This window comes from Micromonospora maris AB-18-032 (assembly GCF_000204155.1).
GTDB classification, from domain to species: domain Bacteria; phylum Actinomycetota; class Actinomycetes; order Mycobacteriales; family Micromonosporaceae; genus Micromonospora; species Micromonospora gifhornensis.
Window position 1 is genome coordinate 2966503 of sequence record NC_015434.1, and the last position, 18512, is coordinate 2985014.

The 18512-nt window shown below is 71.8% G+C and carries 16 protein-coding genes; 8 read left to right on the forward strand and 8 right to left on the reverse strand.

What is annotated here, in order from left to right; all coding sequences use genetic code 11:
• Positions 1–19 precede the first annotated feature (19 nt).
• Together VAB18032_RS13350 and VAB18032_RS13355 are read right to left on the reverse strand one after the other, a co-directional pair.
• The gene (locus VAB18032_RS13350; protein ID WP_013733375.1) at positions 20–2641 is read right to left on the reverse strand and encodes an ABC transporter permease; all 2622 of its coding nucleotides are present in this window, start codon (positions 2639–2641) and stop codon (positions 20–22) included.
• Positions 2641–3396, reverse strand: coding sequence for an ABC transporter ATP-binding protein (locus VAB18032_RS13355; RefSeq protein ID WP_013733376.1), 756 nt, complete (start codon positions 3394–3396; stop codon positions 2641–2643). Before VAB18032_RS13355 ends, VAB18032_RS13350 begins: the two co-directional genes overlap by 1 nt.
• Before the next feature lie 90 nt (positions 3397–3486).
• Here VAB18032_RS13355 and mppR point away from each other — a divergent pair, with 90 nt between their 5' ends.
• Positions 3487–4290, forward strand: coding sequence for an enduracididine biosynthesis enzyme MppR (gene mppR, locus VAB18032_RS13360; RefSeq protein ID WP_013733377.1), 804 nt, complete (start codon positions 3487–3489; stop codon positions 4288–4290).
• A gap of 86 nt (positions 4291–4376) precedes the next feature.
• Here the strand turns inward: mppR and VAB18032_RS30080 are convergent, their stop codons facing one another.
• Together VAB18032_RS30080 and VAB18032_RS13370 are read right to left on the reverse strand one after the other, a co-directional pair.
• Positions 4377–5333, reverse strand: coding sequence for a cytochrome d ubiquinol oxidase subunit II (locus VAB18032_RS30080; protein WP_013733378.1), 957 nt, complete (start codon positions 5331–5333; stop codon positions 4377–4379).
• A 5-nt stretch (positions 5334–5338) separates the two neighbouring features.
• Complete coding sequence (locus VAB18032_RS13370; protein ID WP_013733379.1) at positions 5339–6616, reverse strand: cytochrome ubiquinol oxidase subunit I; 1278 nt, start codon at positions 6614–6616, stop codon at positions 5339–5341.
• Between the two features lie 212 nt (positions 6617–6828).
• Here VAB18032_RS13370 and VAB18032_RS13375 point away from each other — a divergent pair, with 212 nt between their 5' ends.
• Positions 6829–8019, forward strand: a complete 1191-nt coding sequence (locus VAB18032_RS13375) for a sensor histidine kinase (protein ID WP_232510794.1) — start codon at positions 6829–6831, stop codon at positions 8017–8019.
• Positions 8016–8699 (forward strand): response regulator, encoded by a 684-nt coding sequence (locus VAB18032_RS13380; protein WP_013733381.1) that lies wholly within the window; start codon positions 8016–8018, stop codon positions 8697–8699. The genes VAB18032_RS13375 and VAB18032_RS13380 overlap by 4 nt, the downstream gene beginning before the upstream one ends.
• On the opposite strand, the gene VAB18032_RS31245 is transcribed toward VAB18032_RS13380, so the two are convergent.
• Positions 8689–9906 (reverse strand): cytochrome P450, encoded by a 1218-nt coding sequence (locus tag VAB18032_RS31245; protein ID WP_013733382.1) that lies wholly within the window; start codon positions 9904–9906, stop codon positions 8689–8691. The two genes, VAB18032_RS13380 and VAB18032_RS31245, sit on opposite strands and share 11 nt — an antisense overlap.
• 160 nt (positions 9907–10066) lie before the next feature.
• Between VAB18032_RS31245 and VAB18032_RS31250 the strand changes: the two genes are divergently transcribed.
• The 4 genes from VAB18032_RS31250 to VAB18032_RS13405 are packed head-to-tail and all read left to right on the forward strand — an operon-like array spanning position 10067 to position 14287.
• The gene (locus VAB18032_RS31250; RefSeq protein ID WP_013733383.1) at positions 10067–11086 is read left to right on the forward strand and encodes a methyltransferase; all 1020 of its coding nucleotides are present in this window, start codon (positions 10067–10069) and stop codon (positions 11084–11086) included.
• Positions 11087–11107: 21 nt separating this feature from the next.
• Positions 11108–12703, forward strand: a complete 1596-nt coding sequence (locus tag VAB18032_RS13395; RefSeq protein ID WP_043724107.1) for an FAD-dependent monooxygenase — start codon at positions 11108–11110, stop codon at positions 12701–12703.
• Complete coding sequence (locus VAB18032_RS32105) at positions 12700–12882, forward strand: hypothetical protein (RefSeq protein WP_013733385.1); 183 nt, start codon at positions 12700–12702, stop codon at positions 12880–12882. The genes VAB18032_RS13395 and VAB18032_RS32105 overlap by 4 nt, the downstream gene beginning before the upstream one ends.
• Entirely contained in the window at positions 12875–14287 is a 1413-nt protein-coding gene (locus VAB18032_RS13405; protein ID WP_232510795.1) for an MFS transporter, read from the forward strand. The genes VAB18032_RS32105 and VAB18032_RS13405 overlap by 8 nt, the downstream gene beginning before the upstream one ends.
• 66 nt (positions 14288–14353) lie before the next feature.
• Here the strand turns inward: VAB18032_RS13405 and VAB18032_RS13410 are convergent, their stop codons facing one another.
• The gene (locus VAB18032_RS13410; RefSeq protein WP_013733387.1) at positions 14354–15136 is read right to left on the reverse strand and encodes an AfsR/SARP family transcriptional regulator; all 783 of its coding nucleotides are present in this window, start codon (positions 15134–15136) and stop codon (positions 14354–14356) included.
• 495 nt (positions 15137–15631) lie between these two features.
• Here VAB18032_RS13410 and VAB18032_RS13415 point away from each other — a divergent pair, with 495 nt between their 5' ends.
• Positions 15632–16549, forward strand: a complete 918-nt coding sequence (locus VAB18032_RS13415) for a LuxR C-terminal-related transcriptional regulator (RefSeq protein WP_148272268.1) — start codon at positions 15632–15634, stop codon at positions 16547–16549.
• 18 nt (positions 16550–16567) lie between these two features.
• Here VAB18032_RS13415 and accD read toward each other — a convergent pair whose 3' ends face one another.
• Both accD and VAB18032_RS13425 read right to left on the reverse strand, forming a co-directional pair.
• Entirely contained in the window at positions 16568–18196 is a 1629-nt protein-coding gene (gene accD, locus VAB18032_RS13420) for an acetyl-CoA carboxylase, carboxyltransferase subunit beta (RefSeq protein ID WP_013733389.1), read from the reverse strand.
• Between the two features lie 55 nt (positions 18197–18251).
• The gene (locus VAB18032_RS13425) at positions 18252–18509 is read right to left on the reverse strand and encodes an acyl carrier protein (protein WP_013733390.1); all 258 of its coding nucleotides are present in this window, start codon (positions 18507–18509) and stop codon (positions 18252–18254) included.
• Between the last annotated feature and the right edge of the window lie 3 nt (positions 18510–18512).

Consider the following 18512-nt stretch of genomic DNA (forward strand, 5'->3'; position numbering starts at 1 on the left):
GTCGAGGACGATTCGAGCCCTACTCCCGGTGCACCGCGAGCAGCACCGGGACCCGCGCCGCCCGGCGACCGGGCAGCACCGAAGCCAGGAGGGTCACGGCGACGGCGCCGAGGACGATCACCGGCAGCGCGTAGCCGGGCAACCGGGCCGCGATCAGATCGCTGTCGGTGACGACCTGCGCCAGGCGCACCACGCCCAGCGCGGTCGTCACGCCGAGCCCCGTGCCCAGCACGACGACCGTCGCCGCCTCCCACCGGACCAGTGCCTGGATCTGCCGCTCCGCGGCGCCGACCGCGCCGAGGACGCCGAACTCGCGGGTGCGCTCGGCGACCGACAGTGACAGCGTTGTCGCGACACCGAACAGCGCCGTCACGATGGCGACGCCCAGGAAGACGTAGAGCAGCATGGGATCGAAGACCAGCCCGCCGCCCGGCCCGGTCAGGTAGGCGCGGGGCGGGTCGATCCGCGCGGTGGGGACGTCGGCCACCGCTTCCCGAAGCCCGTCGGCGACCGGGCCGGGCCCGGCGATCAGAACCGCGGAGACGAACGCCACCGGATCGATCGCCCGGATCGTGGCCGGGCTGACGAGCGCGTCCCCGAGCATCACCTGTGCTTCGGGTGAGTACGTCGCGACAACCTCCAGGCTCTGTACGCCCGCCGCGTCCCGCACGGTCAACCGGGTACCCACCGGCCAGTCGTACGCCTCGGCGAGTTCCGCGGCCACGGCGATCTGCCCGTCGGTGAGTCGGGACACCGGCGGGCCGGCGGCCCCGAGGTCGACGAGCGTGGCCACCGCAGCCCCCCGCGCGCCGGTGACGGCGAGCGGCGGCACGACGGTCGGCCGGCCACGGACCCGCGGCGGCGGGATCGGATCGGTGACCGTGGTACGTGCCCGCACCAGGTCGGCGGACTCCCGCACGCCGGCCACCGCGGCCACGTCGGCCGCGACCGAGGCGGGCAGCCCACTCCCTCCGTCGGTGCTCACCACCAGGTCGGCCCGGACGGCGACCGTTCCCCGGTCGGCCCGGCCTTCGGTGATCGAGGTGACCAACGACCAGGTCACCGTCGCCAGGGCCACGGTCAGCATCAACAGGGAGGCGGCCGCGGCCACCCGGCGCGGGCTGCGCACGATGAAGGCACGCGCCATCCGGCCGACGTCCGGGCGCAGCGTGACGGCGAGTGCGCCGACCAGCCGGCCGAGCGGCGGCACCACGTACGGCCCGAGCACCGCCAGCGCGGAGAGCAGCAGCAGGCCTGCCAGGATGGCGGCCGCGCCGGCCGACGTCACGCCCTGGGGCGTCGGATCCTCCCGCCGAGCGAGGAAGCTGAGGGCCACGAACATGCCGGCCAGGGCGAGCACCGGCAGGGCAGCGACCAGGCGCCGCCGGGACCGGCCCGACGGATCGGCCGACGACGCGGCGAGCGACTCGACCGGCGGCGCCAGCGACGCCCGCCATGCCGGCCGGGCGGACGCCGACCAGGCAATCAGCAGACCTGCGGCAAGCGGCGGCAGCAGATAGGCGAGGCCGAGCTGTGGACCGACGCCACCGGTGTCCAGGCCGGTGCCGGCCAGCGACGCGGCCAGCAGGCGCGCGACGCCGAGACCGAGGAGGAGGCCGAGCAGACCCGCGGCGAGGCCGACGACGACCGCCTCGGCGCGCAGCAGCAGCCGCACCTGGCGCGGCGTCATGCCGACGGTCAGCAGCAACGCCAGCTCGCGCGAGCGCTGGCGGGCGAGCGTGCCGAACGTGCCCGCCAGCACGAACACCCCGACGAACGCACCGACCAGGGCCAGCATGCCGAGGTTGGTCGTGATCTGGGCGGCCAGCTCAGCGAGCGTACGCCGTTGGGACGCCTGTACCTCCGCGCCGGTACCCACCCACACCTGCGCATCGGGGTTGGCGCCGGCGACCACGTCCCGGACGCGTGTCGCCAGCGCCGCCCGGTCGATCCCGGGTGCGGCGGCAACCCAGAGCGCCTGCCAGTCGTCGCCGAGCCCGGCGGTCCGCCGTACCCGGGCGGGCTCGGTGAGCACGGTGAGGCCGCTCACCGACCCGTCACCGCCGCCGACCGTCACCACGCCGACGACCGTCACCCGGATCGCCTCGTCCGGCAGGAGCAGGACGGTGACATCACCCGGCCGAAGGTCGCCGCCGCGCGCGGTCTGCCGGTCGATGACGACCTCGTCGGCCGCCTCCGGCGCCCGGCCCGCCACGAGCGCGTACGGCGACAGCTGCGGGGCGGCGATCCACGGCCGCAGGTGGCTGCCGCCGCCGACCGGTGGGGCGACGACCCGCCCTTCGGCACCGACGATCTCGGCCGGCACCGCGGCGTCACCGGCCGCCGCGACGACGCCCGGCAATGCGGCGACCTGTTCGACCGTCGCCGCGGACACCCGAGCCCCGGAACCGCTCTCCGGACCCCGCACGGGTGCGTCACCGGGCCGCGCGACCAGCGAGACGGTGGCGTACTCGCTGCCGCCGACGTCGTCCGTCGCGGCTGCGAACTGGAGGATGAACTGCAACGACCCCGCGAGCAGACCGGTGGCGAGCGCACCTGCCGCGATGGTGCCGACGAGCCGGGGCCACCGCTCGGCCACCGTGCGGCGGGTGATCAGCCAGAGGATCCGCACGCCGGCCATCAGCTCGGCTCCGAGATCCGCCGCAGCCGCGCCAGAACCTCGTCGACGGTCGGCTCGGCGAGTGTGTCGACGATCCGGCCGTCGGCGAGGAACAGCACCTCGTCGGCGTAGGCCGCGGCGGTCGGATCATGTGTGACCATCACGATGCTCGCGTTCTCCGTCTCGACCGCCTCGCGCAGGAACCGCAGCACCTCCGTGCCGGAACGGGAGTCGAGGTTGCCCGTCGGCTCGTCGGCGAAGACCACGTCCGGCCGGGTGAGCAACGCTCGGGCGATCGCCACCCGCTGCTGCTGACCGCCGGAGAGTTGGGCCGGCCGATGGTCCAGCCGGTCGGCGAGGCCGAGCCGGGCCACCAACTGGGCCATCCAGGCGCGGTCGACCCGGCGGCGGGCGAGATGAGCGATCATGGTGATGTTCTCCTCCGCCGTGAGCACCGGCAGCAGGTTGAACGCCTGGAACACGAAGCCCATCCGCTCCCGGCGGAGCTTGGCCAGCGCGGTCCGGTTCAACCGGGCGAGCTGCTGACCGGCGACCACCACCGCACCGGACGTCGGCCGGTCGAGGCCGGCCAGGCAGTGCAGGAACGTCGACTTGCCCGAGCCGGACGGGCCCATCACCGCCGTGAAACGGCCCCGGGCGAAGGACGCCGACACACCGTCCAACGCGCGGACCGCCCCGGCACCGCTGCCGTACACCCGCGTCAGGTCCTGTGTAGTGACGGCCGCACTGCTCGCCGTTGTCTCGTCCGCCCGCATTCCGTCGCGCTCCTCCTCGGTCGACGCCCTGCCTGGATGCTCCAGCCGTGCACGAAAACGACCGGATCATCCGTTCCTACGCTGTACGGCATGGATGATCCCGTCACCCGTACGGAACCGTACGGATACTCACTGCCGTTGTCGCCCACCGGCGCGGCGGCCATGGTCACTCCGCCGCCCTGGCACTTCTCCGGAGAGGTGGTGATGGTGGAGTACCGGGCCGACCCGGACGCAGTCGCCCGTCACCTGCCACCGGGGCTTGAACCCGGTCCCGACGCCGGGGCGGCCGCCGCCGTGTGGGCGCAGTGGCAGTGGTGCTCCGACTCGGGCGACGAGTTGGAAGCACCGGAACGGTGCCAGTTCGCCGAGTTCCTCATCCTGCTGGCCTGCCAGCACCGGGGCGTGCCGGTGGTGCGCTGTCCCTATGCATGGGTGGACAGCGCCGTGTCCCTGGTGCGGGGTTGGATCCAGGGCATGCCGAAGCAGTTCGGCGAGATCAACCAGACACGGGCGGTGCCGGCGGGCCGGGCCGGGCCGCCGATGAGCGGCGCCGGCACGTTCAACGGGGTGGCGTCGGTGTTCGGTCAGCGGATCGCCCGCGGCGCAGTGCACACCCGGACGGAGCACGGTGACCCTCCGCCGCTCTTCGCGCTGCCGCTGGTGCACAGCCGCCTCTTCCCGGGCTGGGTGCCGGGCGAAGAGCCGGTCACCGGCTTGGTCGCCTCTCAGGTGACCGACGTGACGTTCACCGGGCTGCGCTCCGGCCCAGCCGACCTGTGGCTGACCGATGACTCGGCGTTCGCCGACCTCGGGTCCTTGGCGCCGCGTGAGGTGGGCACCGGCACCGTCTTCAGCTACGGGGAGACCCTCGTCGGCGGCCGCTGCCTGGCCTGACCACGCCCGGTCGGCCGGGGCCGCCCTGGTTGCCGCGGGCCGCCCCGGCACCGGGGGTCGCGGCGCGGGCACGACCGGGCGCCGCATCAGAAGAACACCACCGAACGGTCGTCGACCCGGTGTCGGAACACCCACCACAGGTACACCTGCCCGATCATGACAACCGGCAGCACGACGGCCGTGATACCGCCGAGTGCGGAGAGCGACGCCATGTCGGCCGCTGCCGTCCGGACGCTGTCCGCCCCGGTAGTCGCCAACACCAGCAACGGGCCCACGACAGCACCGGCGGTCATGGCCAACGCCGGGCCGGATCGTCCCTTGTCCAGCAGCGCCCGTGCGGCCAGCGGTGCGGCGGACGCGACGAGCCCCGCCAGTGCCGCCGGCACCAGCGCACCCGTCCGCTGCGGCAGCACACCGGCGACCACCGTGACCACGGTCGCGACCGTGAGCAGGCCCGCACCGGCCGGCAGCACCCGCCGCGCGGTGACCGCCACCGCGGCGGCAAGCACCTGAGGCAGCCGGGTGGTCAGGAACACGGCGCCGTGTCCCGCGAAGACAGCCACCATGGTCACGGCCCAGAGCAGCGAGAACCAGCCGTACACCGGGAAGTCGGCACCGCCGCCGCCGAACCGGACCAGTAGGTTGGCGATCAGCATCCCCCAGCCGGCCGCGAAGACCGTGCTGGACACGGCGAGAACCACGTCCCACCAGCCGCGCCAGCGAACGCCCGGTAACCTGCTGCGCGACCACACGGCCACGTCGCGAACCATCCAGACGACCAGCAGCGGCCAGACCAGAGCCCGCAGTTCACCGAGCATCTCCTTCTCGAGCAGGGGAAAGGCGCCGAACAACACCCCGCCGGTGGCGACAAGCCAGACCTCGTTCGCGAGGAGGAACGGTCCGAAGGCGGTGATCATCGCCCGGCGTTCCCACTCGGTGCGGCCGAGCGGGCGCACCAGCATGCCGCTGCCGATGTCGAAGCCGTCGAGCACCAGGTAGCCGCCGAACAGCAGGCCCAGCACCAGGACGAAGAACAGATCCACGGCCCTCACCTGCCCACGAGTAGGGTGTCGTCGTCAGAGGTCGACGGGCCGAGCGCCGCGCCCAGCGGCATGCCCAGGGCGTCGTCCTCGATGCCCCGGCGGGCGAACCGCCAGAGCAATGTGACGTTGAGCAGCACCAGCCCGCCCAGCAGCACGGAGAAGCCCGCGAACGACGCCGCGGCGGCGCCGGTGGAGAGCGGGCTGGCGGCGTCCGTTGTCGACAGCAGGCCGTAGACCGCCCACGGTTGGCGCCCGACCTCGCGCACCAGCCATCCGCAGACCACCAGCACGAACGGCACCGGGATGAGCCCGACGAGCACGTACAGCGGCACACGCAACCGCACCAGCCAGTCGCGGGTCAGCAGCACCAGCAGCGTGATCGACACCAGGGCCAGGCCGAACGTCGTCTGCATCATGATCTGGTAGGGCACCGACACCCAGTCGGGTGGTATCCAGTCGCCTGGGCCGAACTGCGCCGCGAGCTCCCGCTGCACCCGCAGGCTGCGCTCCGGGTCGGCGTATATCGCCGCGAGCTTGGCGGGCTGGCTCTGCTCGATGACGACCTCCTGCAGGAACCCGAAGTGAATGGCCGGGTAGACACCGAGCGGCAGGGCGACGACGGCGAACCGCAGGGACCGGCGGAACTCGGCGACATCGGGCGTGCGACGCAGGAACTGCCATGCGCTCACGCCGGCCACGAACAGCGCGCCGGTGACCACCGCCGCGGATACGATGTGCAACAGCGCGTCGACCAGGTTGGGATTGCGCAGCAGCGCACTGAAGTCGGTCAGGAAGGCCACCCCGTCGCGCATCTCGTACCCGACCGGGTGTTGCAGGAACGCATTGGCCGCGAGGATCCAGTAGGCCGAGACGTACGCCGTGGCGGCCACCACCCAGATCAGCCCTAGGTGCAGCACGCGGGGGATCCGACCCCAGCCGAAGATCCACATGCCGAGGAACGTCGCCTCGATGAAGAAGGCCACCAGCGTCTCGATCGCGATCAGTCCGCCGAAGACGTTGCCGGTGGCGTGCACGAGGCCGGACCAGTTGAGCCCGAACTGAAACTCCATCACCAGGCCACCGATGATGCCGGCACCGTAGTTGATGACGTAGAGCCGGCCCCAGAACTTGGTCATCCGCTCGTAGGCCGGATTCTTCCGGATGGTCCACAGCGTCTGGAACGCCACGACGAAGAGCACCAGCCCCAGCGAGAGTGTCACGAAGAGGTAGTGGACCGAGCCCGTGACGGCGAACTGCAGCCTGCTGATCTCGACGGCGTCCATGGCGACGAGTCTGCCGAAGCATGCTCGAAGGGGCGTCGGGCGACGGACGACGCTTCGGCTACATCCTGGGGCCAGGTTCGCGGGCAACGGCTGGCCTCAGGATGTACGCACGGGTCCGCTGCCGGTCGGGCGACGGGCTGCGACCGGCCGACTAATCTGGGTGGGTGTTCGCTGACCGGTTGCCGCCCCACCGGGATTCCCCCGGCCCAGGCGTGACGGGCTCACCGGGTCCGGTGGCCCGCTGGAGCCGGACGGCGCGACACGGCCTTGCCGGGGAGATCGGGCCGGCGCTGGTCGTGCTTGCGGTGAGCCTGTCGGCCACGGCCATCATCGGCTGGCAGGACGGCTCGCCGCACCCCCCGCTGCCGTTCGGCTATCTGCTGTTGACCATCGATGCCGCCCTGATCGCGCTGCACCGCCGCTGGCCGTTGGTGATGCTCGCCGGCACGCTCGCGCTGTCCCTCACGTACCACGGCCTGAATTTTCCCGGCGGTGCGTTCACCATCCCGCCCGCCGTGGCGATCTACTTCGCCGTCGTGTCGCGGCACCGGCTTGCGGCCGGGCTGACCGCCCTCGCCTTCCTGGCCGGGGTGTTCCTGCTCGGACCGCTGCACGACCGTGAGCCCAACACGCAGGGCGCGGTCTGGCTGGTCGCCTGGCTCTCGCTGATCATGGCGGTGGGGGAGGCGGCCCGCAGCCACCAGGAACGGCTGCGCCAGGTGCAGGAGCGGGCAGCCCTGGCCGAGGCCACCCGCGAGGAAGAAGCCCGGCGCCGCGCGGTGGAGGAACGGATGCGGATCGCCCGCGAGTTGCACGACGTGCTGGCCCACCGCATCTCGACCGTGACGATCCAGGCTGGGGTCGCGGCCCATCTGATCGACCGCGACGTCGACCAGGCGCGTGAGGCCCTGCTGGCCATCCGGGAGACCAGCCGCGGGGTGCTCGTCGAGATGCGGTCGACGCTCGGCATGCTGCGCCGGGTCGACGAGGACGAGCTGCCCACCGACCCGGTGCCCGGCATGGCCGACCTCGACAGTCTCGTCCGGGACGCGGAGGCCAACGGGGTCGACGTCGCGCTCGACGTGGTCGACGTGCCGGCCGTCCTGCCGGCCAGCCTCGACCTCGCGCTCTACCGCATCGTGCAGGAGTCGCTGACCAACGTGATCCGGCACTCCGGTGCCGTCCGTGCCCGGGTCCGGATCGTCCACGAGCGCGGCGAGGTGGAGGTCGAGGTCCGCGACGACGGTCGGGGTGCGCCGCCCGAGCCGTTCTCGCAGGGTAACGGCCTGCTCGGCATGCGGGAGCGGGTGGCCGCGGTGAACGGGACGTTCGAGGCGCGCGGTGCCGACGACGGCGGTTTCGTGGTCAGCGCCCGGATGCCGCTGCGCAGCGACGCCCGATGATCCGGGTGATGCTGGCCGACGACCAGACCCTGGTACGGGCCGGTCTGCGCGCGCTGCTGCAGTCCGAGCCGGACATCGAGTTCGTCGGTGAGGCCGCCGACGGCGAGCAGACCCTACGGGTCGCGGCGCAGGTGCGACCGGACGTGCTGCTGATGGACATCCGCATGCCCCGGATGGACGGCATCGAGGCGACCCGCCGGATCGCCGCTCGGCCCGAGCTGTCCGACATCCGCATCGTCATTCTCACCACATTCGAGCACGACCAGTACATCTTCCGCAGCCTGCGCGCCGGGGCGAGCGGCTTCCTCGTGAAGGACATCGAGCCGGCCGCGCTGCTGCAGGCGGTGCGCGTGGTCGCCGCCGGTGAGGCACTACTCGCGCCGTCGGTGACGCGCCGGCTCATCGCGGAGTACGCGGCGCGCAGCCACGAGCCGCCGGCCTCGCCCGGCCTCGACCAGCTCACCGCGCGGGAACGTGAGGTGCTGATGCTGATCGCCCGTGGCCTGACGAACCAGGAACTCGCCGAGCGGATGAGCTGCAGTGTCGCGACCGCAAAGACACACGTGAGCCGCGTGATGATGAAGCTGGGCGCCCGGGACCGTGTGCAGGTCGTGGTGCTGGCCTACGAATGGGGCCTGGTGCAGCCCGGCTGGCGGGATGCGGGTCCGGTCACCAGGTGATCGGCAGCTCCGGCAGGCCGCGCACCAGGTGCCCGGGGTGCACGGCCAGCGCCGTCATGTCGCCCGCCAGGCGCAGCGTCGGCGGCAGCCGACGCAGCACGCCGGCCAGCGCCTCCTCCAGCTCGATCCGGGCCAGCTTGGCGCCAAGGCAGTAGTGCACGCCGAGACCGAAGGTGATGTGCGGGTTGTCCGGCCGCCGGAAGTCGAGCACGTCCGGCTCGGTGTAGACGCGTGGGTCGCGGTTCGCCGCGCTGATCGCCGGTAGCACGGCCTCACCGGCGCGGATCCTCACCCCGCCCAGCACGACGTCCTCAGTGGCCACCCGGAGCAGGCCGCCGCCGGTGGTGAGCACGTTGTAGCGCAGCAACTCCTCGACGGCCCTCGGTAGGGTCTCCGGCTCGCGACGAAGGGCGGCCAGCTGCTCCGGATGGCGCAGCAGCGTGACGATCGACAGCGCGATCTCCCCGGCGGTGGTCAGGAAACCGCCGGTGAGGATGGTCGCGGCGAGCATCACGACCTCCTCGTCGTCGGTGCCACCGATCTCGTCGTATGCCTCGATCACTTGACTGAGCAGGCCGTTGCCAGGCCGGTCCCGGGCCGACTCGACTAGGCCCGCCAGGTACGCCTTCATCTCGCGCCGAGCGGCGGCGATCCGCTGTGGCGGATGCGTGGTGAGGCTCAGCAGCAGGTCGACCCATTCCGTGATCCGCCGGCGGTCGGAACCGGGCACGCCGAGCAACTCGCAGATCACGGCGACCGGCAGCCGGCGGGCGAAGCCGGTGACGAGGTCGGCCGGTGGCCCGGCCGCCAGCAAGTCGTCGAGCAGCGCGTCCACGTCGCGACGCAGCGCCGGCCGGAGGTCCTCGATGCGGCGTGGAGTGAACGCCGGCGCGACCAGGCGGCGTAGTCGGGTGTGCTCAGGGGGGTCCATGTTGAGCATCGATCCCGGGTCCGGCGGGATCGGTTGCAGCCGGGGAGCACCGGGTGCAGCAGCGGCGGCTCGGCTGAACCGGGCGTCGGTCAGCACGATCCGGTTCTCAGCGTGGCCGGTGACCAACCATGCCTCGTCCCCGGTGGGCAACCTGACCCGGGCGACCGGCTTCTCCTCGCGTAGCTGGGCAAACGCGATCGGCGGCTCGCCGGGGAACGGCGACGGCATCGGGAAGGCCGGTAGGTCGGTGGTGTCGGTGGTGTCGGTGGAGCGCATCCGCTCGTCCCCTCCGTCGGTGGCCGCCTGGAGCCTGCCGGACCTCGCTCGGGCGGCGATCGAGGCCCGGTCGAAGGGGAGGGCTGGACCGCCGGACGACCCGCACTCCAGGCCGGCCGCGCAGCCTGCTTGCAGCAACTCATCGAGCGGAGGTCCCGACGTGCCCGAATCCCTCGACACGCAGCCGGTCAGCGCCGAGCCCCTGTGGCGGCTCGGCACGGCGTACTTCAGCCGTAAGGTGACGTTGACCGCCGCCGAGCTCGGTGTCTTCACCGTCCTCGCCGACGGTCCACTGACCGCCGAGCAGCTACGCATACGACTGGAGCTGCACCCGCGTGGCGTGCCCGACTTCCTGGACGCTCTTGTCGCTCTGGACATGTTGGAGCGCGACGGCGACCAGTACCGCAACACGCCGCTGTCCGACCACTTTCTGAACGAGAAGCGGCCCTCGTACGTCGGCGCGTTCCTTTCCGCCGCCGACGCGCGGTGGGACCGGCTGGCCGACGCGCTGCGTACCGGCGAACCGCAGAACCGTTGGGGTGCCGGCCCGCAGATGTTCACGGAGCAGTACCGGACGACCGCCGCCTGGCGGAACTTCACCGCCGGCATGGACTACCTCAACGGCATGATCGGACCGCCGGTGGCGGAGGCGTTCGACTGGACGTCGGTGGATAGCGTCGTGGACGTCGGCGGGGCCCGCGGCAATCTGGTGGCCGCGCTGCTGCGCCGCCACCCGCACCTCAAGGCGGGCGTCTTCGACCTGCCCGGGGTGGAGCCGGTCTTCATCGAGCACATGACGCAGCTCGGCATCGCCGACCGGGTGACCTTCCACGCGGGCGACTTCTTCACCGTGCCGATGCCCGCCGCGGACGTGCTGATCCTGAGCCACGTGCTGCACGACTGGGCCCTCCAGGAGCGACAGGCCCTGGTGTCCCGCGCGTTCGACGCGTTGGCACCGGGGGGTCGGCTCATGGTGATCGACCCGATGATCGACGACGACCGCCGGGGGACGGCGGGAGCACTACTGACCAGCCTCAACATGCTGATGGTGACTCCGCACGGTGCGGAGTACACCGCTGCGGAGGCGCGTGACTGGCTCACCGAGGCGGGCTTCACCGGCATCACGGCGGTGCCGATCGGCGTGCACAACACCCTGCTCTCCGGCGTCCGGCCGGCTTGAGCACGCCAGAGGGGAGTGACCGTGCAGCACGTGCATACATCCGTACTCGTGGCCGGCGGCGGGGTGACCGGGCTGACCACGGCTGCGTACCTCGCCAGCCGGGGCGTGCCCACCGTCCTGGTCGAGCGACGTCCGGCACCCTCGCCGCACCCGCGGGCGCGCGGGTTCAATCCCCGCGCCGTCGAGGTGCTCCGGGCGGTGGGCCTGGAGGCCGCGGTGGCCGAGGCCAGCCGGGGCTTCGACGGACATACGCTGCGCGCCAGGGTACGGAGCCTGACCGGCGAGGAACTGCTCCGGCACGACCTGCCGGGCGGGGCCGACCTGGGTGGCCTCACCCCGTGCCGGTGGGCGTTGCTCAGCCAGGACCGGCTGGAGCCGCTGATTCGGGCGCGGGCCGAGGAGCTCGGCGCGGATGTCCGGTTCGGCACCGAGCTGACCACATTCGAGCAGGAGGACGACGGCGTGCGGGCGCAGGTCGTGCACCGGGCGACCGGCCGGGTCGCCGAGGTGCGGGCCAACTACCTCGTCGCGGCGGACGGGCCGCGCAGCAGGGTGCGGGAGCGGCTCAGCATCCCGGTGCACGGCCGCTGGGGCTTGCACCATCAGCTCAGCATCGTCTTCGACGCGGACCTGGCGGCACCGCTGCGTGGGCGCCGGTTCGCGATCTGCCAAGTGCAGAACGACGTCGTCGATGGCCTGCTGGTGCACGACGACACGCTGCGGCAGGGCACGCTCTACGTCCGCTTCGACCCGTCCGCGGAGGGCGGGATGGATGCCTTCACCCGGCAGCGCTGCGCCGAGCTGGTGCGGGCGGCGATCGGCGACCCCGACCTGCCGCTGTCGATCCGCGACACGCAGCCCTGGGAGCTGTCGGCGGTGACGGCGGCCCGCTTCCGGGACGGCCGGGTCTTCCTGGCCGGCGACGCCGCGCACGTGATGCCACCCGTCAGCGGCTTCGGTGCCAGCACCGGTATCCAGGACGCCCAGAATCTGGCGTGGAAGCTGGCCGCGGTGGTGTCCGGCGAGGCTGGTGCTCGACTGCTCGACAGCTACGAGCAGGAGCGGCTCGCGGTGGCGGCCCTCACCGTCGACCAGTGCCGCCGGCGGGTGACCAACGGTACCGGGTTCGCGGCGCCGCAGCGCGGCGAGGGCATGTTGGATGACCTCACGCTGACCTTCGGATTGCGATATCGCTCCGGAGCCGTCCTGGACGAGGGCGTCGACCCAGACGTGTCTGCGTACGGACCGGCAGACCTGACCGGCCGGCCAGGTACCCGGCTGCCGCACGTGTGGCTGCGCCACCTCGGGCGTCGGATCTCCACCCTGGATCTGCCGGTGGCCGGTCCGGTGCTGCTCGCGGGACCGGTCGGCGACGGCTGGCGCACCGCCGCGGCACGGAACGAGCTGACGCTGGTCGCATTCGACGGGGACACCGACCCGGACGGTGGCTGGGAACGGCGCTTCCGGGCGGCACCGGGCGAGGCGATCCTGCTACGCCCCGACGGCTACGTCGCCTGGCGGGCGCCGGCACCGGACGACGCGGCGCTCGCCACCGCGGCGGGCGCGGTACGCGGCCGCGCCGACGCCGTGCCCACCCCCGTGGGGCAGCGGCGGTGAGCGAGCTGTGGCGGCGACTCGGCCGCCCGGTCGCGCGGGTGCTGGCGGCGTACGGCTGGTACAGCGCCCTCACCCATCCGATGGGCCCGCCGATGCCGCGCTCGCCGCGCCGCCCGCTGCCGCCGGCCGCAGGCCGTCCGGACCCCGTCGACGAGCGTGGCGGGCTCGGCCATGGCTGACCGGCGGATCATGGTGCCCCTGTCCGGGGTGGTGCTGGCTCAGCTGCTCGCGATGGTCGATCTCAACCTGACGGCGGCCGCGCTTCCGGTGATCGCTGCGGACCTGGGCGGCACCGACCGGTTCGCCTGGGTGGTCACCGCCGCCGTGCTCGCGTCGACGGTGACCACTCCGTTGTACGGCAAGCTCAGCGACGTGTACGGCCGGCGGGCGTTGCTGGTTGCCGCGCTGGCTGTACTCACTCTCGGCTCGCTGCTGTGTGGCTTGGCGCAGTCGATGAACCAGCTGATCGCGGCCCGTGCGGTGCAGGGTGCCGGGGCCGGTGGCCTGATGATCTCCGCGTACGCGGTCTACGCCGAGCTGCTGGACCCACGCCGGCTGGTGCGCTATCAGATCGTCACCGCGACGCTGGTCAACATCGGCACCGCGTTCGGTCCGTTGGCCGGCGGCGTCCTGACCGACAGCTTCGGCTGGCGCTGGGTGTTCCTGGCCACCGTGCCCCCGTCGGTGCTGGCCCTGCTTCTCGTCGCCACGCTGCGGTTGCCACCCGTCGCTGCCGGCGGGCGAGTCGACTACGCCGGGATGCTGTGGTTGGGTGCCGCGCTCACCACGCTGGTGCTGCTGGCCGGCGTGGCCGGCACCCAGTGGGCCTTTGCGTCACCTGGGGTGATCGCGCTGGTGGTGGCCGCCGCCGTCCTGCTGGCCCTGTGGTGGCGGTCCGCCCACCGGGCGGCCGATCCCGTCCTGCCACCGGCGCTGCTGCGCGACCGGGTGGTGCGATCGGTGGCGGTCCAGGGCTGGAACACCGGTGCGGGCATGCTCGTCGTGGTCACGTTCCTGCCCATCGTGTTCGTCTCGCTCGGCGCCTCGGCCGCCGACGCCGGAATGTACCTCTTGACACTGACCTTCGGCACGCTGGTGGTGTCGCTGGCGGGGACGCCCCTGCTGGCCCGCGCCGCCCGTACGCAGTGGTTCGGTGTGACCGGCACGGTGCTGTTGGCGGCCGGCACGGCATGGCTGGCGTTCACACACCCGGACCTCGGACCGGGCGGCTGGGCCGGCTGGGCGTTGGCGACGATGGCGATCGGTGTTGGCATCGGTCTGGGGTTCCAGGTCTACACGCTGACCTTGCTCCGACATGCCCCACGAGTACACCTGGGTGCCGCGCTCGCCATGCAGTCGCTGAGCCGTCAGGTCGGCGGCTCTCTGGTGCTGGCCGTGCTGTCGGCGGTCTTCCACAGCCGGTTGGCAGCCGGCGGGAGCACGTCGACGTTGGACGCGGCGCAGACGGTGTTCGGGCTGACGGCCCTGCTGCTGGTGGTCGGCGTCGTGGCGGCGGTGCGGTTGCCGGTCCCGTCGCTGACGGTCGCCGAGCGGTCCCCGGTCACCACCGTCGAGACCGGCTGATCCCCCGGGCGGGGGTGCCCGGCGCGCGTCACGCGCCGGTCACCCCCGCCCGGGGCAGCGTGTTGTTCAGGAGGCCAGTGAGGGTGCCGACGCGGTGTCGAGCGGCAGCCCGGCGAGCACCAGCCGCTGCATCCGCCGCAGCTCGGCGGAGGGGTCGAGCCCCAGTTGCTCCTGCAGCACATTGCGGGCCCGTTGGTAGGCGCTCAGGGCCTCGCCGCGGCGGCCCAGACCGTGGAGCGCGGCCATCAGCCTGCAGTGCAACCACTCGTCCAGCGGACGCTCGGCCGCCAGCCGGCGCAGTTCGACGACCAGGTCGGCGTAACGACCCAGCGTCAGGTCCACCTGGATCCGCTCGTGCAGGACCCGGATTCGCCGTTCCTCGAGCGCCGCGAGGTGAGCCCGGAGCAGCGGGCCCCGCGTGACGTCCGGCATCGCCACCGGGCCACGCCAGAGTGCGAGGGCTTGGCGCAGTCGTTCCGCAGCCCGCTCCAACTCGTTCGCGGCGAACAACGCCCGGCCCTGCGCGGCGAACCGATCGAACGCGTCCAGGTCGGTCTGCGCGTTCTGCATCCGGAGCAGGTAGCCGGGCGCGCGGGTGAGCAGCACGGGCTCGCGACGGACGCCGTGCAGGATCTTGCGGAGTTGGTACATGTACGTCTGGGTCGTCGTCACCGCGCTCGCCGGTGGTCCGGCGTCCCAGACCTCTTCGATGAACGACTCGATCGAGACGACCCGGTCCGGACTCAGCAGCAGCAGTGCGAGAACCTGCCGGACCTTCGGCGCTGTCGGCGTGCGATTGGTGCCGTCGACGTCGACCTCGAGCGGACCGAGAAGGCGGTAGTGGAGCACTTGTCACCCCCGATTTGTGAACATTGTGAATTGCGACATCAGCGGTGCGCCGGATAGTGTGTGCCGCACGTTGAGGATATTAAGCAACGACTATGTCGTCGATTGCGGGAAACAATTTTGGCCGGAAGGGGTGGACGCCATACCCCCTTCGGAGTAACCCGATCTGCCGCCGGAATGCCCGAACTGACCGGATCTCAGCCTCGATCCACTGCCGGCGCCGGTGATCGCCGCCGCGAGGCTGCCGGTCGGGTAACGCCGGCTCGGTCCGGGTGGGGCCAGCATGATCAGCGAGGTGCCCGATCGTGCGGCGTGACGGGCGAGATCGTGGTGCGAGCGGACTCGGCGGAGCAGGCCGGTCACGCGATCGGCGAGTGCCGCCCGCCCGCCAAATCACGGACACCAAAGATGATCATTTGACGACAGGCGTCAACGGCGTCGGTGGATCAAGGCCGCGGGCCGACTAAATGGATCATATAAGTCTAAGCTGGACATCGGGTGCGTTTCCGGGTTTTCCGGAATCGTTTTTTCGGCGTCACCGTCTGGACGGCGGCTCGACGATACGGCGGTATTCTCGTGGTGGCTGAAAAGCGGCACGGGGGAGTCATGTTGAGAGGTTTTTCACCGCCACGAGGAACCACCGCTTCGCCTCACCAGGTGCATATTTCCGCAGCCCAGGCGGACGAGCCGCTGCGGGTGTTGACACTGGGGGGCCCGACGTTGTTCTGGGACGGGGTCCGCTGCATCATCGACGTCGAGTCCGACCTGTCGGTGATCCACGACGCGCCCGATCCACGCACGCCCGACGCGGTCGTGCTGACCTCTCTTCACCGTCCACACGTCGTGCTCGTCGACTGGGAGCTGGCCGGACCCACCACCCTGGACATGGTCGGGGCATTGCGCACGCACGCGCCGGAGAGCAGGATCGTCGTGTTGAGCGGGCGGGACGACCCGCGGATCGTGCCGGAGCTACTGGCGCTGGGCGTCCGGGCGTACCTGTCCAAGAGCGTCACCAGCGACGAGCTGCTCGCCACCATCCGCAGCGTGAGCCGCGAAGAAGGTCGGGTGCACCTGATCCTGTCAGCCGGGCGCCGCCCGGTGGTGCCCGGCGGTGGCGAGTTCCCGCGGGAGCGCGGCGGTTCCCGTGCGGCACCGCACTCGGTGCGGCTCTCAGAGCGGGAGCACGACGTGCTGTCACTGGCGGCGGAGGCGCTGAGCAACTCGCAGATCGCCCGGCGCCTCTACATCAGTGAAGGCACCGTCAAGCGGCATATGCGGCACGTGTTCAAAAAGCTCAACGCGGTGTCGCGCATCGACGCGGTCAACAAGGCGATCAGCGCCGCGTTGATCCCGGCGCCGGAGGTCAAGGGCGACCTGCCGCTGCCGCCCGACGATCTGGCGCATCTGCGCCAGTGAGCCGGCGGACACCGGCGGTCAGAACCGGCGGAATCGCGCCCGGCGGTTTGCGACGAGTTCCCTGCGATCAGTGTGGTCAAGCGCTGCGAGGGTGACCGCGACAGCATCGCCCACGGCCGCCATGGCCGCCGCCGGATCGGACGGCTCCGGCACGACCCCGTCGACGACCGAGGAGGCCAGCAGATGCCGGGCACCGAGCCGCAACGCGCGAGCGGCCTGCGGGGCGGCTGCGGCGTCCTTCCACAGGATCGCCGAGCAACCCTCTGGGCTGATCACCGAGTAGAAGCCGCTCTCCCGGCAGAGCACCCGGTCGGCCACTGCGAGCGCGAGCGCTCCACCGCTGCCGCCCTCGCCGGTCACCACCGAGACGACGGGTACGGGCAGTGAGCACAGCTGCTTGATGATCTCGGCGATGGCGAGCGCCTGACCGCGTTGCTCAGCCGCGATGCCCGGGTAGGCGCCCGGCGTGTCAACCAGCGTCACGACCGGTAGCTTGAGCTTGGCGGCCAGCCGCAGAAGCCGCGACGACTTGCGGTACCCCTCCGGGGAGGCCATGCCGAACCGGCGCCTGACCAGTTCGCGAGTGTCGTGTCCCTTCTGGTGACCGAGCAGAAGCACCGGCCGTCCACGCAGGACACCCACTCCGCCGACGATTGCCGGGCAGTCACCCGCGAGCCGGTCGCCGTGCAGCTCGACGAAGCCGTCGAGCAAAGCGGTGGCGTAGTCCAGCGTGGTCGGTCTGGCCGGGTCGCGGGCTGCCCGTACGACGTCCCACGCGTCCACCTCCGGCAGCGTGGCCGGGTCGCGGATCACCACGTCAGCAACCTCGGCGAACACCGCCGGCCGAGTCACCGCGAGCAGACGGCACAGCACGGGGCGCAGCTCCCCCCGGGGCACCACCATGTCGATCATGCCGTGCTCGAGCAGGAAGCCGGCAGTCTGGAAACCCTCCGGTAGGCGTTCCCGGACCGTCTGCTCGATCACCCGTGGACCGGCGAAACCCATCCGGGCACCGGGCTCGGCGATCAGCACGTCAGTGCAGGTCGCGAACGACGCCGCGACCCCACCGAAGGTGGGCTCGGTGATGATCGAGACGGTGAGCAGGCCGGCGTCGTCCAAGGCCGCGACGGCTTGGCTGACCTTCGCCATCTGCATCAACGAGAACACCCCCTCCTGCATGCGCGCACCGCCGGACGCGGTGACGATGATCAGTGGCGTCCGTTCCGCGAGGGCGGCCTCGGCCGCGCGGGTGATCCGGTCACCAACCACCGTGCCGAGGCTGCCGCCCAGGAAGCCGAAGTCCATCACCGCCACCGTCACGGGCTGGCCGCCGATCGTGCCGCGCGCGCACACCACGGCCTCGGTCAGCCCGGTGGCGCGGCGGGCGAGCGCGAGCCGGTCCGGGTACGCTCGGGCGTCCGTGAACGCCAGCGGGTCGCGCACGGGATCGTCCGCGGGAAGCGCGGTCGCGCTGCCCTCGTCCAGTAACTGCGCGAGCCGCTCCGGCGCGGACAGCCGACCGTGCGCCCCGCACTCCGGGCACACCCGGCCCGTCCGAACCAGCCGGCGGGTGTACGTGATCAGACCACACGCCGGACAGCGCGCGAATCCCCTCGCGGTTTCGGCGGTCACTTCGGCCGATGTCATGCGGTCGCCTCCCTCCCGTCGTGGCCGGCCGGGTACTCCCCGGCCGGCTGGGCGATCAGGCCGCCGCGCGCAGCCGGGAATTGATGGTGTCCAGTGCGATGCGGGGTGTGGGCATCTCCGGTACCAGATCGTCCGGCAGGGAGAGGTCGAACTCACGTTCGATCCGGCTCACCGTCTCCAACATTGCCAGCGAGTCGTAGCCGAGGTCGGTGAAGGGCACGTCGAGGATGTCACCCTGGAGCGTCTCGGGATCGTCCTCACCGCCGGCCGCACGCAGGATTCGCGTCAGATCCGCCAAGGTCAGTTCGGGCATGCT

Bases quoted from the DNA above. Each gene is read 5' to 3' on its own strand.
- VAB18032_RS31245 (WP_013733382.1), bottom strand. From the start codon at position 9,906: ATGCGCTCCACCGACACCACCGACACCACCGACCTACCGGCCTTCCCG.
- mppR (WP_013733377.1), top strand. From the start codon at position 3,487: ATGGATGATCCCGTCACCCGTACGGAACCGTACGGATACTCACTGCCG.
- VAB18032_RS13405 (WP_232510795.1), top strand. From the start codon at position 12,875: ATGGCTGACCGGCGGATCATGGTGCCCCTGTCCGGGGTGGTGCTGGCT.
- VAB18032_RS13370 (WP_013733379.1), bottom strand. From the start codon at position 6,616: ATGGACGCCGTCGAGATCAGCAGGCTGCAGTTCGCCGTCACGGGCTCG.
- accD (WP_013733389.1), bottom strand. From the start codon at position 18,196: ATGACATCGGCCGAAGTGACCGCCGAAACCGCGAGGGGATTCGCGCGC.
- VAB18032_RS13355 (WP_013733376.1), bottom strand. From the start codon at position 3,396: ATGCGGGCGGACGAGACAACGGCGAGCAGTGCGGCCGTCACTACACAG.
- VAB18032_RS13380 (WP_013733381.1), top strand. From the start codon at position 8,016: ATGATCCGGGTGATGCTGGCCGACGACCAGACCCTGGTACGGGCCGGT.
- VAB18032_RS13425 (WP_013733390.1), bottom strand. From the start codon at position 18,509: ATGCCCGAACTGACCTTGGCGGATCTGACGCGAATCCTGCGTGCGGCC.
- VAB18032_RS13350 (WP_013733375.1), bottom strand. From the start codon at position 2,641: ATGGCCGGCGTGCGGATCCTCTGGCTGATCACCCGCCGCACGGTGGCC.